The sequence below is a fragment of the Streptomyces sp. NPDC001843 genome, assembly GCF_042891955.1.
GTDB lineage: Bacteria > Actinomycetota > Actinomycetes > Streptomycetales > Streptomycetaceae > Streptomyces.
Genome location: NZ_JBIATQ010000007.1, coordinates 275462 through 290335 on the forward strand (window position 1 = coordinate 275462; position 14874 = coordinate 290335).

Here is a 14874-nt window from a genome sequence, read left to right on the forward strand (position 1 = left end):
CCCGCCGCCGTCGCAGAGGGGATCAGAGGGGAAGTAGGGAAGAAAATGGCTGACGAGAAACAGCTGGTCGACACGCTCAAGCGGGTCGCAGCGGACCTGCACGACACCCGTCGGCGGCTGCGCGAGGCCGAGGAGAGGGAACACGAGCCGATCGCGATCGTCGGCATGGCCTGCCGCTTCCCCGGAGGCGTCGGCTCGCCCGAGGACCTGTGGGCCATGCTCGACGCCGGCCGCGACGGCATGTCCCCCTTCCCCCGCGACCGCGGCTGGACCCTGGACCAGCTCGCCGCCAGCGACGGCCACGACGACTCCGGGCGGCGCGCCGGGTTCCTCCAGGACGCCGCCGGCTTCGACGCCGAGTTCTTCGGCATCAGCCCCCGGGAGGCCCTCGCCATGGACCCGCAGCAGCGGGTCCTCCTCGAGACCTCCTGGGAGGCCCTGGAACGGGCCGGGATCGACCCGCACACCCTCGCCGGCACCCGCACCGCCGTGTACGCGGGTGTCAGCAGCAACGACTACCTGCGCGGCCTGACCCGCATGCCCGACTCCATCGCCGGCCACATGATGACCGGCGTCGCCGCGAGCGTCCTGTCGGGCCGCGTCTCCTACGCCCTCGGCCTGGAAGGTCCCTCAGTCACCATCGACACCGCCTGTTCCTCCTCACTGGTGGCGGTCCACCTCGCGGCCCAGGCGCTGCGCGGCGGGGAGTGCACCCTGGCCCTGGCCGGCGGAGTCACCGTCATGGGCTCCGCCGGCACGTTCCTCGAGTTCAGCCGCGCCGACGGACTCTCCCGCGACGGCCGCTGCAAGGCCTTCGCCGACGCGGCCGACGGCACGGGACTCTCCGAGGGCGTCGGTGTCCTGGTCCTGGAACGGCTGTCGGAGGCCCGGCGGGCCGGCCACCGGGTGCTGGCGGTCGTGCGCGGCTCGGCGGTCAACCAGGACGGCGCCAGCAACGGCCTCACCGCCCCCAACGGACCCTCGCAGCAGCGCGTGATCCGCCAGGCCCTCACCGCGGCCCGACTCACCCCGCAGCAGGTGGACGCGGTGGAGGCCCACGGCACGGGCACCAAGCTGGGCGACCCGATCGAGGCGCAGGCCCTGCTCGCCACCTACGGCCAGGACCGCCCCTCGGACGCCCCGCTGTGGCTCGGCTCGATCAAGTCCAACCTCGGTCACACCCAGGGTGCCGCCGGTATGGCGGGCATCATCAAGATGGTCCTCGCCCTCCGCCACGAGAAACTGCCGCCCACACTCGGCGTCGACCGACCGACCTCGCACGTGGACTGGTCGGCGGGCGCGGTGGAACTGCTGACCGAGGCCCGGCCTTGGCGGGTGGGGGAGCGGACCCGGCGTGCCGGTGTGTCCTCGTTCGGGATCAGCGGGACGAACGCGCACGTGATCGTGGAGGAGGCGCCGGCCGAGGAACCCGCGGAGGCCGTTCAGCCCGTGGGGTTGCCGGTGGTGCCGTGGATCGTCTCCGGGGCGACCGAGGACGCGGTACGTGCACAGGCCGGACGGCTGCGTGCATTCGCCGCCCGGCAACCGGAGGTGGACCTCGCTGATGTGGGCCACACGCTGCTGACCCGACGGTCGTCGTTCGCATATCGAGCGGGTGTGGTGGCCGGTGACCGGGAAGGGCTGCTGGCCGGGCTGGAGGCCGTTGCGGGCGGTGCCGCACTGCCGATCAGTGGGCGGGGGCCGTTGGCGTTCCTGTTCGCGGGGCAGGGGAGTCAGCGGGCGGGGATGGGCCAGGAGTTGTATGAGGCGTTCCCGGTTTTCGGTTCCGCGTTGGACGAGGTGTGCGCTGCACTGGACCCGCATCTTGAACGTCCGCTGAAGGATGTGATGTTCGGTGGGGAGGGGCTGGACGAGACGGGCTACACCCAGCCCGCGCTGTTCGCCCTGGAAGTCGCCCTGTTCCGGCTCCTCGAAGCATGGGGTGTGCGGCCGGACGTACTGGCCGGGCACTCGATCGGTGAGCTGGCCGCCGCGCATGTCGCGGGGCTGTGGTCGCTGGAGGACGCGGCGAGGCTGGTGGCCGCTCGTGGCCGGCTGATGCAGCAGCTCCCGGCGGGCGGCGCGATGGCCGCCGTACAGGCCACCGAGGCGGACGTACGTGCCGTGCTGCCGGAAGGTACGGGGATCGCGGCCGTGAACGGGCCGGTGTCCGTGGTCGTTTCCGGTCCGGAGGCGGGTGTGGACGAGGTCGTCGCGCACTTCTCGGCGGCCGGCCGCAAGACGAAGAAGCTGACCGTCAGCCACGCCTTCCACTCCCCGCTGATGGAACCGATGCTCGCCGAGTTCGAGCAGATCGCCGCCCAACTCACCTACAGCGAGCTCAAGTACCCGATCGTCTCCACGCTGACGGGCGAAGCCGCCTCCTCCGAGGAACTCTCCCAGCCGGCGTACTGGGCCCGGCACGTCCGCGAGGCGGTCCGCTTCGCCGACGCGGTCACCACCCTCGATGACCAAGGCGTCGGTACGTTCCTGGAGCTCGGCCCCGACGCCGTACTCACCGCCATGGTGGCCGACCCGCGTGCCGTCCCGGCCCTCCGCCGCGACCGCACCGAACCCCAGGCCCTCGTCGAAGCGCTCACCAGACTGCCCTCCGTCGACTGGACCGCCTACTTCGGCCCCGGGCGGCAGGCCGTCGACCTGCCCACCTACGCCTTCCAGCACCGGCCCTACTGGTTCCGCAGCAACTCCCTGGCCTCCGGTGAGCCCGCCGACTTCGGTCTGGCGTCGGGCAAGCACCCCCTGCTCGGTGCGGCCGTGGAACTCCCGGACACGGAAGGGGTGTTGTTCACCGGCCGCCTCTCGCTCGCCACGCACGCCTGGCTGGCCGAGCACGCCGTGAACGGCACCGTCATCGCGCCCGGCGCCGCCCTCGTCGAGATCGCCGTACGCGCCGGTGACCAGGTCGGCCGCGGCACCGTCCGCGACCTGACCCTGCACGCCCCCCTCGTCATACCCGAGACCGGCGCCGCCGCCCTCCGCGTCCGCGTCGGCGAAGGCGACGAACCGACCGTCACCGTCCACTCCCGCCCCGACCGCGAGGACACCTGGACCCTCCACGCCGAAGGCGTCCTTTCGGCGGACGGCCCCGAGCCGGACGTCCCCCGCAGTGCCGCCTGGCCCCCCGCCGGCGCCCAGCCGCTCGACACCGAGCACCTCTACGCCGGTCTCGCGGCACTGGGCCTGGAGTACGGCCCCCTCTTCCAGGGGCTGACGCGGGCCTGGCGTGACGCCGACGGTGTCGTGCACGCGGAGGTCGCCCTCCCGGAGGACGCCGAGACCGACGGGTACGGCATCCATCCCGCCCTGCTCGACGCGGCCCTGCACGCGGTCGCCGCCGGGGAACTGCTGCCCGAGCCCGAGCCGGGAACCGCCTGGCTGCCGTTCTCCTGGTCGGACGTCACCCTGCACGCCACCGGCGCCCGCGCCCTGCGCGTCCGGGTCTCCGCCGGCACGCCCGGTGCCGTGACCCTGGACGCCGACGACGCGGACGGGCGGCCCGTGCTGTCAGTGGGCACCCTCGCCCTGCGTCCCGTGCCCGTGGCCGCCGGGGGCGGTGCGGCGGGTGTGGGCGACGCGGCGTACGGCCTCGACTGGATCGCCGTCGAGGAGCCGGGCACCGCATCCGGTGAATCCCTGCCGCTGCCCGAGCCCGGCAGGGTCGAGGCACTGCCGGTGGCCGGCTGGTCCGCGCTGGTCGCCCCGGCCGGGGGCTCAGCCGCCGAGACCGCGACCGCCGTGCTCGAAGCCCTCCAGGAGTGGCTGGAGCACGCGGTGCCCGAGGAGCGGCTGCTGATCGTCACCCGGGGTGCCGTGGCCACGGTCGCCGGGGAGGACGTCACGGACCTCGGCCAGGCCGCCGTCACCGGACTCGTCCGGGCGGCCCGCACCGAGTACCCGGGACGCCTGCTCCTCGTCGACCTCGGCGTGGACGACGAGCTGCCTGCCCGTGCCCTCGACTCCGACGAGGACGAACTGGCCGTCCGGAACGGCCACTTGCTCGCCCCCCGGCTGGTCCGGGACAGTGCGGCGGCCGACGGCGAACCGGCCTGGCCGAGTACCGGCACCGTGCTGGTCACCGGCGGGACCGGCGGCCTCGGCGCACTGGTCGCCCGCCACCTGGTGGCCACCCACGGGGTACGCGGCCTCCTGCTCACCAGCAGGCGCGGCCCCGACGCCCCGGGCGCCACCGAACTCGCCGACACCCTGCGGGAGTCCGGTGCCGAGGTCACCCTGGCGGCGTGCGACGTCGCCGACCGGGACGCCCTCGCCGCCCTGCTCGACGCCCACCCCGGCATCACCGCCGTCGTCCACACCGCCGGTGTCGTCGACGACGCGACCCTCGGACGGCTCACCCCCGCCCAACTGCACCGCGTCCTCGCCCCCAAGGCCGACGCGGCCCGCCATCTCCACGAACTCACCTCCGGACTCGAGGCGTTCGTGCTGTTCTCGTCGGCCGCCGGTGTCCTCGGCGGCGCCGGGCAGGCCAACTACGCCGCCGCGAACGCCTCCCTGGACGCCCTCGCCGCGCACCGCCGTGCCCACGGGCTCCCCGCCGTGTCCCTCGCCTGGGGTCTGTGGGACCCGGCCACCGGCGGCATGGGCGCCGAGCTGACCGACACCGACCTGGAGCGCATGGCCCGCACCGGTCTGCGGCCCCTCGGCGCGCAACAGGGCCTGGCCCTGCTCGACGCGGCCGTCACCGGGCCCCGCGCGCTCACCGTGCCCGTCCGGCTCGACGTCCCCGCCCTCGCCCGGTCCCTCAGCGGAGCCGTGCCCGGCCTGCTGCGCTCCCTCGTCCGGGTCCCGGCCCGCCGCACGGCCGCCGCGGGCGGTACGGCGGCCGGCGGCACCGCGCTGCGCGACCGGCTCGCCGCGATCGGCGACCGGGAGAAGCGGGCCGCGCTTGTCCTCGACCTCGTACGCCGGCACGTGCGCACCGTCCTCGGGTTCCCGGACAGCCAGGCCGTCGAGGCCGACAAGCCCTTCAAGGACTTCGGCTTCGACTCGCTGACCGCCGTGGAGTTCCGCAACGCGCTCGCCGCCGAGACCGGCGTACGGCTGCCCGCCACCCTCGTCTTCGACTACCCGACCCCGGCCGAACTCGTCGCACACCTGCACAAGGAACTGGCGCCCGCCGACGACGACCCCGCCACCGCCCTGCTGCGTGGCCTCGACCACCTCGAACCCCTCATCGGCACACAGGAGCTGGACCAGCTGACCCGGTCCCGGATCACCGTGCGGCTGCAGGCCCTGCTCGCCCGCTGGCAGGACACCGACCCGCAACCGGAGCCGCAGGCGGCCGGCGACCTGGCAGAGGCCTCCGACGACGAACTCTTCGCCCTCCTCGACGGCGAGACCGGGAGCTGAACGACCATGGCAGCAACCACTGGACCCACCGGAGCCTCCGGCGACCGCGAGCAGAAGCTGCGCGAGTACCTGAAGAAGGCCACCGCCGACCTGATGCAGGCCCGGCGGCGCATCGAGGACCTGGAGTCCCGCACCCGCGAGCCCATCGCCATCGTCGGCATGGCCTGCCGCTACCCCGGCGGCATCACCTCCCCCGACGACCTGTGGCGGCTCGTCGCCGCCGGCGGCGACGGCATGCGCGGCTTCCCCGACGACCGCGGCTGGGACACCGACAACCTCTACGACCCCGACCCGAACGCCCTCGGCAAGAGCTACGCCAAGGAGGGCGGATTCCTCGACGCGGCAGGCGAGTTCGACGCCGCGTTCTTCGGGATCAGCCCCCGCGAGGCCCTGGCCATGGACCCGCAGCAGCGACTGCTGCTGGAAACCTCCTGGGAGGCGTTCGAACACGCCGGTATCGACCCGGCCGCCGCCCGCGGCGCCCGCACCGGCGTGTACGCGGGCGTCATGTACCACGACTACGGATCCGACCGCGCCGCCCTGCCCGACGGGGTCGAGGGCTTCCTCGGCACCGGCACCGCCGGCAGCGTCCTGTCCGGCCGGATCGCCTACGCCCTCGGCCTGACCGGCCCGGCCGTCACCGTCGACACCGCCTGCTCCTCCTCCCTGGTCACCCTGCACCTGGCCGCACAGGCCCTGCGGGCGGGGGAGTGCGCCCTCGCCCTGGCCGGCGGTGTCACCGTCATGGCCACCCCCGACACCTTCATCGACTTCAGCCGCCAGCGGGGACTGGCCCCCGACGGCCGCTGCAAGCCCTTCGCCGAGGCCGCCGACGGCACCGGCTGGTCGGAGGGCGTCGGCGTCCTGCTGCTGGAACGGCTCTCCGACGCCCGCCGCAACGGCCACCGGGTGCTGGCCGTCGTGCGCGGCTCGGCGATCAACCAGGACGGCGCGAGCAACGGCCTCACCGCCCCCAGCGGCCCCTCGCAGCAGCAGGTCGTCCTCGACGCACTCGCGGGCGCCGGCCTGTCCACCGGCGACATCGACGCCGTCGAGGCCCACGGCACCGGCACCGTCCTCGGCGACCCGATCGAGGCGCAGGCCCTGCTCGCCACCTACGGGCAGGACCGCTCCCCGGACACCCCGCTGTGGCTGGGGTCGGTCAAGTCCAACCTCGGCCACACCCAGGCGGCGGCGGGCGCGGCGGGCGTCATCAAGACGGTGCAGGCGCTGCGCGCAGGCGTACTGCCCCGTTCGCTGCACATCGACGCCCCGACCTCCCACGTGGACTGGTCGGCGGGCGCGGTCGAACTCCTCACCGAGAACCGCCCCTGGCCCGCGGGCGCCCGCCCGCGCCGCGCCGCCGTCTCGGCGTTCGGCATCAGCGGCACCAACGCCCACGTGATCGTGGAGGAGGCGCCGGCCGAGGAGCCCGCTGCGGAGGCCGTGGAGCCCGTGGGGCTCCCGGTGGTGCCGTGGATCGTGTCCGGCAGGACGGCGGCGGCGGTACGGGCGCAGGCGGCCCGTCTGCTGGAGCACGTCGCCGAACGCCCGGGCCTGGACCCGGCTGACGTGGGCTTCTCGCTGGTGACCCGGCGGTCGTCGTTCGCGTATCGGGCGGGTGTCGTAGCCGGTGAGCGGGAGGGGCTGCTGGCCGGGCTGGAGGCGGTCGCGGGCGGTTCGGTGGCGCCGTTCGGTACGGCGGGTTCGCTGGCGTTCCTGTTCACGGGGCAGGGGAGTCAGCGGGCGGGGATGGGCCGGGAGTTGTATGAGGCCTTCCCGGTGTTCGCCGCGGCGCTGGATGAGGTGTGCGGTGCGCTGGATGTGTATCTGGAGCGTCCGCTGAAGGACGTGATGTTCGGTGGGGAGGGCTTGGACGAGACGGGCTACACCCAACCGGCCTTGTTCGCGCTGGAAGTGGCCCTGTTCCGGCTTCTCGAAGCCTGGGGTGTGCGGCCCAACGTGCTGGCCGGGCATTCCATCGGTGAGCTGGCCGCCGCGCACGTGGCGGGGCTGTGGTCGCTGGAGGACGCCGCCAGGCTGGTGGCCGCTCGTGGGCGGCTGATGCAGCAGCTCCCGGCGGGCGGTGCGATGGCCGCCGTACAGGCCACCGAGGACGAGGTCCTGCCGGTCCTGCCCGAGGGCACCGGGATCGCCGCCGTGAACGGGCCGTCCGCGATCGTCGTCTCCGGTCCGGAGGCAGGTGTGGACGAGGTCGTCGCGCACTTCTCGGCGGCCGGCCGCAAGACGAAGAGGCTGACCGTCAGCCACGCCTTCCACTCCCCGCTGATGGAGCCGATGCTCGCCGAGTTCGAGCAGATCGCCGCGCAACTGACCTACGGAGAGCTGGCGTTGCCGATCGTGTCGACGCTGACAGGCGCGGCGGTGTCGTACGAGAAACTCTCCCAGCCGTCCTACTGGGTCCGGCACGTCCGTGAAGCCGTCCGCTTCGCCGACGCGGTCACCACCCTCGACGACCAGGGCGTCGGTACGTTCCTGGAGCTGGGCCCCGACGCCGTACTCACCGCCATGGTGGCCGACCCGCGTGCCGTCCCGGCCCTGCGCCGCGACCGCACCGAACCCCAGGCCCTCGTCGAAGCGCTCACCCGTATGCCGGTCGTCGACTGGACCGCGTACTTCGGCCCCGGCCGGCAGGCCGTCGACCTGCCCACCTACGCCTTCCAGCACCAGCACTACTGGCTGGCCTCGGCCGGGCGGGCCGGGGGCGGCGTGGGTGCCCCGGAGGCAGTTACGGTGCCCGAGCCGGAACCGGAGGACAGCGAGGCGCTGTTGGCGGCACTGCGGGCGGCCGACGACGTGGGGCGGGCCGCGTTGCTGGGCGCGCTGGTGCGGGACGCCGTAGCCGGGGTGCTCGGGCACAGCGGGGCGGATGACGTCATCGAGCCGGACAGCGATTTCATGGACCTCGGATTCACCTCGCTGCTCGCGGTGGAATTCCGTGACCGGCTCACCGCCGCCCTCGGCCTGAAGCTGCCCGCCGCGGTGATCTACGAATACGGAACCCCCGAAGAACTCGTCGAGTTCCTGGCGGAAGAACTCGAGGACGCGCCGACGGAGAAAACTCCGGAGTAACCCCGTGCGGTAGGGGGCGCTAGGGGTGGCCGTAGGGGCTCTCAGCTCCCTCGGCCACTTCTAGCATCGACTGCACCCGGCACAACCAGCGCGATGCGCAAGTCGAGAACTCGACAGACAAGTCAGGAAGGGGCAGCCGGTGAACAACAACGACGTGTGGCTGAAAATAGGCGGCAACAGCAGCCGAGACGCTCTGGTGCTCGCTGTCGACTTCACCGCCACCGGCCGTCCGGACGCCCGTTTCTCCGATCTCTTCTCGCTCACCACGGCGGGCCGCCACCATGTGTGGGAGACGATGCCGCAGGCCATCGCCACCGACGTGGGGCCCGGCGGTCAGGAGTACCTGGACCGCTGGTTCGACTCCGTACGTGAGACCGGCCGGCCGGTCAGTGCCGTGCTCGGCTTCTGCGCCGGCTCGGTGTACGCGGCCGCGCTCGCCGAACGTCTCACGCAGTGGCAGGAAAGCGCGCCGCAGCTCATTCTGTTCGACCCGGAACTCGCCAACCCCCTCGGGCTCTACTGGCAGTTCCATACGTCCCTCAACCTCTTCGAATCCATCGTGGGACCGGAACCGATCTCGGCGGCGAACACCGAGGGGCACCGCGTCCTGGAAAGCACCGACGACATCCGGGTGCTCGGCACCGAACTCGTCCGGCTTTTCCGGGGGGTGAGCGAAGCGGCGTTCGACGAGCTCGACCTCGACGAGGAGAGCCGTGCCGAATTCACCGAGTCGTTCACCGCTTTCGTCGCCTACGTCGTCGCCGCAGGCGATTTCGACTCCATGGAGAACTGGCACAGGGCGGTCGCCTTCAGCTCGGCGACCCCGCTCAGCGGACTCAACCGGCTTCGCTCCACCGATCCGGAGACCGCGGCCCGCGTCGTGGCCAGGGAGATCCGGTTCGGCAGTGAGCACATGAACCTGCTGCGCGACGAGGCCGCCGCGAAGGCGCTGGACGCGCTGCTGTCCCCGCAGGACCTCTCCCGACAGATCCGGATGTGACATGACGACGACCCCAGAGACCAGGACCGCACGGGACGAGGGAGGCACCACCGTCACGGCCCCGTCCCCGAACTCGTCCCGCACCGCCGGTGCCGCAACGGCGCCGGCGGGCGAGCAGAAGCCGGCCGCCGCGAAGAAGCCGGCGGCGAAGAAGGCGACGACCGGGAGGAAGACGACCGCGGCCCCGAGGAAGCGGACCGCCGCCAAGAAGACGACGGCCACGAAGAAGACCACGGCCACCAAGACGACGGCGGCCAAGACCACGACGGCCAGGAAGACGACGCCGGCCAAGACCACGGCGCCCGCGAAGACGACGCCGGCCAAGCCGAAGCCGGTGACTTCGACCGAGCCGACGGCCGAGACCGCGTCGGCCGCAGACACAGCGTCGGCCGCCGAGCCGAAACCGGTGGCCGAGACCAAGCCGCTGGCCGAGACCAAGCCGCTGGCCGAGAAGAAGCCCACGGCCGACACCGCCACCGAGCCCGCCCTGCGCATCACCGGTCTCCGCAAGGACTACGGCGACGTCAAGGCCGTACGCGGACTCGACCTGACCATCGCCCCCGGCGAGGTGGTCGCTCTGCTGGGTCCCAACGGCGCCGGCAAGTCCACCACCGTCGACATGATCCTCGGCCTGTCCAAGCCGACCGCGGGCCGTATCACCGTGTTCGGCAAGGTGCCCTACCTGGCCGTACGGGAGGGTCTGGCGAGCGCCGTGCTGCAGGAGGGCTCGCTCATCGACGACCTGAGCGTCCGCGAGACCCTCGGCATGATCTCCTCGCTGTACAAGAACCCGCTGCCGATGGACGAGGTGCTGCGCCGCGCCAACATCGAGGACATCGCCGACCGCCGCGGCACCAAGCTCTCCGGCGGTCAGCGCCAGCGGGCCCGGTTCGCCTGCGCGCTCGTCGGCAACCCGCAGCTGCTCATCCTCGACGAACCGACCTCCGCGATGGACGTCGGCAGCCGGCGCAAGTTCTGGGAGTCGATGCGCCAGTTCACCGACACCGGCCGCACCGTCGTCTTCGCCACCCACTACCTCGACGAGGCCGAGGAGTTCGCCGACCGCGTCGTCCTGATGCGCGCCGGGCAGATCGTCGCCGACGGGACCGTCGCCGAGATCCGCGCCCTCACCGCCGGCCGTATGCTGCGCGCGGCGGTGCCGGGGGCGGACGCCGACGAGCTGCGGAAGCTGCCCGGAGTCACCCAGGCCACCGTCCGCCTCGGCCAGGCGGAACTGCACTGCGACGACTCCGACTCCGCGGTGCGCGCGCTGCTGACGACGTACCCCGGCGCCTATGACATCGAAATCAGCGCCACCGGCCTGGAGGAGGCGTTCCTCACGCTGACCGCGGACGACGCCGCCCAGGACGGCTCCCAGACCACGGAGGACGAAGCCGCATGACCGGCTACCTCGCCATCGAGATCAAGCGGATGCTGCGCGGGCCGCGCTTCATCGTCTTCGCGTTCGTCGTGCCCGTCGTGATGTACCTGCTGGAGTGCATGCTCTACAAGAACCAGACCATCCCGCACTCGCACGGCATCACCTACAGCGCCTGGCTGATGTGCAGCCTGGCCGCGTACAGCGCGTTCACCTCCGCCATGCACACCACCGCCCGTGTCTCGCACGAGCGGCAGATCGGCTGGCACCGGCAGCTTCGGCTGACCCCGCTGCTGCCGCGCACCTACCTGCTGACGAAGGTGTTCGTGGCGATGGTCGTGGCACTGCCCGGCCCGGCGTTCGTGGCCCTGTTCGGCTGGCTGGTGCAGGACGTGCACCTGTCGGCGTCAGGCTGGCTGCAGATCACCCTCGGCATCTGGATCGCCGCCCTGCCGTGCGCCGTCCTGGGCCTGGTCATCGGACTGTACGTCGCCCCGGAGCAGCAGCAGATGTACCTGCAGGGCCTGATCATCCTCTTCGGCTTCCTCGGTGGTCTGCTCCTGCCGACCACCGGCTTCCCGGACTGGCTGGTCGCCATCGTCAAGGTCATGCCGAGCTACTGGCTCGCCGACATCGGCCACGGTGCCCTGCTGCACGACACCCGCGCGGTGGTCGGCGCGGCCGTGCTCGCCGCGTGGACGCTGGTGTTCTCCGGCGCGGTCGTCATGAGCTACCGGCGCGAAGCGGCCCGCGCCTGACCGGTCCCAAGGCCGTACGTACGAGGTGATGGGCGCCGGCCGTCGAGGCCGGCGCCCATCCGCATGTCCAGCCCCGACCCGAACGAGAGGGACCTCATGTTCCTGGCCCCGAGCCGCAAGGGAGTCGTTCCCTTCCGCGGCCACCACACCTGGTACCGCGTCACCGGAGACCTGCACAGCGGCCGCGCCCCCCTCGTCGTCGCCCACGGCGGCCCCGGCTCCGTCCACGACTACCTGCTCAGCCTCACCGCGCTCGCAGCCGACGGCCGCCCGGTCGTCCACTACGACCAGCTCGGCAACGGCCAGTCCACCCATCTGCCCGACGAGGGTGCCGACTTCTGGACCGTCGACCTCTTCCTCGCCGAACTCGACACGCTTCTCGCCCACCTGGGCATCGCCGACGACTACCTGCTGTTCGGCCAGTCCTGGGGCGGCATGCTCGGCGCGGAGCACGCCGTACGCCGGCCGGCCGGACTGCGCGGCCTGGTCATCGCCAACTCCCCGGCGTCCATGCCGCTGTGGCGCGCCGAGTGCGAACGCCTCAAGGACGAACTGCCGGCCGACGTCCGCGACACCCTGCGCCGGCACGAGGCCACCGGCGAGTACGCCCACCCCGACTACCAGCGGGCCGTCCTCGCCTTCTACGAGCGCCACCTGTGCCGGGCCCGTCCGCTGCCGCCCGAGGTCGCCACGACCCTCCTCGCCCTGCAGAGCGACCCGACCGTGTACGGCACCATGAACGGGCCGGCCGACTTCCACGTCGTCGGCACCCTGAAGGACTGGTCGGTCGTCGACCGGCTGCACGCCGTCGACGTCCCCACCCTGGTCATCACCGGCGCCCACGACGAGGCGACGGAGGCCACGATCCGCCCCTTCCTCGACCACATCCCCGGCGCCCGCTGGGAACTCTTCGAGCACTCCAGCCACATGCCGCACGTGGAGGAGCCGGAGCGCTTCGAGAAGGTCATGCGGGAGTGGCTGGCGGAGGTGGACTGAGCCGCACGGGAACAGATGTGGAAAGGGCCGGGCCCCGCTCAGCGAGCGGGGCCCGGCCCTTTCCACTCCCGTGGACGTCCTACTCCGACTTCTCCGCGATGAACCCCGCGAGGGCCCGCGGCGTCGGATGGGCGAACAGGTCGGCGAGGCGGATCCGCACCTTCACGTCCGTCGTCCGCTTGATGCGCTGCAGCAACTGCACGCCCAGCAGCGAGTGACCGCCGCTCGCGAAGAACCCGGAACCGGCCTTCATGTCCTCCCGCTTCAAGAACTCCCGCCACAGTGCGACGAGTTGCTCCGTCAGCTCCTCCGTGTCGACGGCCGGTTCCGCGGACGACGCGTCCTGCCGGTCCAGGGCCTCCGCACGCAGCCGCAGCCCCTCCAGGTCCGGCCGGCCGCCCACCGACGGCAGCGCGTCCACGACGACCACCCGGTCCGGCTCGGCCGCGCCCGGCAGGGACACCCGGATCTGCTTCAGCAGCCGCTCCGTCAGCCCCTGAGCCGGCGCACCGCCCGCGGGCGCCACGAACGACACCACACGCCCCCCGGCCGACACACTCGCCGCGCCGGCCACCTCGGCATGCGCCAGCAGCACCGCGTCGACCTCGTCGAGCCCGAACGTGACCCCCTGCACGGTCACCTGCCGGTCCAGCCGCCCCAGCAGCTCCAGCCGCCCGTCCGGCAGCCAGCGCGCCAGCTCCCCGGTGCGCCGTACGGTGCCGTCCGCCTCCGCGAGGCACAGCTCGCCGCGCACCCGCACCGGCAGCTCACCGCCGTCGGGCGCCGCCACCAGGGCCCGTACGGCCGACCACTCGCCCGGCGCGTACGACGAGAACCGGGCGACGGCGGGGGAGCAGGGCAGCGCCGACGGCAGCCCGTGCCGGTGCCCGCCCGCCACCGCGGCCCGGTCGGCGTCGCTCCACACCGACAACTCACCGACCGGAGCGGCCAGTTCCTCACCGAGCCGGACCAGCAGGGCGTCGTAGCGGGCGAGCAGCAGACCCACCTCGGTCGCCGAGAACACCTGGGTGCGGAACACGGCCCGGATCCGCAGCTCCTCCTCGCCCCCGGGCTCCGCCGCGGTGCCCGGCATGAAGAAGAACTCCAGGTCGAACTTGCTGAAGCCGTTCTCCACCTCCCGCATCCGCGCCGGGAACCCGCCGGCCTGGAAGTCGCCGGACGTGCCACCGGGCACGTAGTTGAACAGGTGCGTGCACAGTGAGTTCCGCCAGCTCGCGCCGGCGCCCGCGTCCCGCACCTCGTCGAGCACTCGCTCGGCCGGCACCCCGTTGTGCCCGATCCCCTCGAGGAACACCGACCGGACCCGGTTCACCAGGCGCTTGAACGGCTTCGCCGAGTCGATCCGCACCCGCAGCGGCAGCACGTTCACGTGGTAGCCGATAGCCGACTCGTGACCGGCCGGCCGCACACTCACCGGAGACCCGACGACCAGGTCCTGCCCCGCGCCGTGCCGCGCCAGCAGCAGGCAGTACGCGGCCAGCAGGATCACGGCCTCCGGCGCACGCAGCTCACGGCACAGCCGCCGGACGACGTCCCGGGCCGGCCGGGACAGCGTGTACCAGGTGCTCTCACCGGCGAGATCCGGTGTGTCGGACGGCGGGTTGCCGAACCACAGACCGCCCCCCTCGGCGCCACCGCGGAAACCACGCAGCTGCTCCCGCCAGAACTCCACGCTCTCGGCGGACGGTTCGGGCTCCACGGCCGCCGCGACCGGCGTCGTGTCGTAGCCGTCGGGGTCGGCCAGGGCGCTCAGCAGCTCCCCCAGGAAGGACACGGTCGACATGGCGTCGAACACCAGGTGGTGCAGTGCCACACTCACCGTGCACCCGCCGCCCTCGGGCAGGAACACCGCCCCCCGGACCAGCAACGACCCGTCCAGCGTGAACGGCGCCGCCACGAACTCCTGGACGGCGGCACCCACATCGCCCGCGGCCACCGGGACTCCGGGTACCGAAAGCTCCACCGCCTCCGGCGCGAGCACGCTCTTCGCCAGCTCGCTCTCCGTCGCCCGGAACACGGTGCGCAGGATCTCCTGCTTGCGCACCACGAGCGTCAACGCCCTTGACAGCGCGACCGGTTCGATGGCCCCGTCGACATCGAACGTGACGGACAGATTGTTGACCCCGGCCCCTGGTACGAGCCGCTCCAGCAGCCACAGGTCGGTCTCCTTGCGTGTGGCCATGACGGTGCTCCTCATCGCGGTAACAGCCCGGACGGGCTGGTCATGTCTCTCGGACGGG

7 protein-coding genes are annotated in these 14874 nt (G+C 72.6%); 6 read left to right on the forward strand and 1 reads right to left on the reverse strand.

Annotated elements, in window-relative coordinates:
- Positions 1 to 45: 45 nt before the first annotated feature.
- The 6 genes from ACFYZQ_RS19825 to ACFYZQ_RS19850 all read left to right on the forward strand — a co-directional run bounded on the left by ACFYZQ_RS19825 (position 46) and on the right by ACFYZQ_RS19850 (position 12613).
- Positions 46 to 5388, forward strand: coding sequence for an SDR family NAD(P)-dependent oxidoreductase (locus tag ACFYZQ_RS19825; RefSeq protein ID WP_389149069.1), 5343 nt, complete (start codon positions 46 to 48; stop codon positions 5386 to 5388).
- Between the two features lie 6 nt (positions 5389 to 5394).
- Entirely contained in the window at positions 5395 to 8481 is a 3087-nt protein-coding gene (locus ACFYZQ_RS19830; RefSeq protein ID WP_389149072.1) for a type I polyketide synthase, read from the forward strand.
- Positions 8482 to 8620: 139 nt separating this feature from the next.
- Complete coding sequence (locus ACFYZQ_RS19835; RefSeq protein ID WP_389149075.1) at positions 8621 to 9481, forward strand: hypothetical protein; 861 nt, start codon at positions 8621 to 8623, stop codon at positions 9479 to 9481.
- Position 9482: 1 nt separating this feature from the next.
- Positions 9483 to 10883, forward strand: a complete 1401-nt coding sequence (locus tag ACFYZQ_RS19840; RefSeq protein WP_389149077.1) for an ABC transporter ATP-binding protein — start codon at positions 9483 to 9485, stop codon at positions 10881 to 10883.
- Positions 10880 to 11617: an ABC transporter permease gene (locus ACFYZQ_RS19845; RefSeq protein ID WP_389149080.1), complete on the forward strand. Its 738-nt coding sequence runs from the start codon at positions 10880 to 10882 to the stop codon at positions 11615 to 11617. The genes ACFYZQ_RS19840 and ACFYZQ_RS19845 overlap by 4 nt, the downstream gene beginning before the upstream one ends.
- Positions 11618 to 11713: 96 nt before the next feature.
- A complete protein-coding gene (locus ACFYZQ_RS19850) occupies positions 11714 to 12613 on the forward strand; it encodes a proline iminopeptidase-family hydrolase (RefSeq protein WP_389149462.1) in 900 nt (299 codons plus the stop codon).
- 79 nt (positions 12614 to 12692) lie between these two features.
- On the opposite strand, the gene ACFYZQ_RS19855 is transcribed toward ACFYZQ_RS19850, so the two are convergent.
- A complete protein-coding gene (locus ACFYZQ_RS19855) occupies positions 12693 to 14816 on the reverse strand; it encodes a condensation domain-containing protein (protein ID WP_389149083.1) in 2124 nt (707 codons plus the stop codon).
- Positions 14817 to 14874 lie beyond the last annotated feature (58 nt).

What these genes read in the sequence shown, in the direction of transcription:
- ACFYZQ_RS19840 (WP_389149077.1), top strand. Translation starts at nt 9,483, where the DNA reads ATGACGACGACCCCAGAGACCAGGACCGCACGGGACGAGGGAGGCACC.
- ACFYZQ_RS19825 (WP_389149069.1), top strand. Translation starts at nt 46, where the DNA reads ATGGCTGACGAGAAACAGCTGGTCGACACGCTCAAGCGGGTCGCAGCG.
- ACFYZQ_RS19855 (WP_389149083.1), bottom strand. Translation starts at nt 14,816, where the DNA reads ATGGCCACACGCAAGGAGACCGACCTGTGGCTGCTGGAGCGGCTCGTA.
- ACFYZQ_RS19850 (WP_389149462.1), top strand. Translation starts at nt 11,714, where the DNA reads ATGTTCCTGGCCCCGAGCCGCAAGGGAGTCGTTCCCTTCCGCGGCCAC.
- ACFYZQ_RS19830 (WP_389149072.1), top strand. Translation starts at nt 5,395, where the DNA reads ATGGCAGCAACCACTGGACCCACCGGAGCCTCCGGCGACCGCGAGCAG.
- ACFYZQ_RS19845 (WP_389149080.1), top strand. Translation starts at nt 10,880, where the DNA reads ATGACCGGCTACCTCGCCATCGAGATCAAGCGGATGCTGCGCGGGCCG.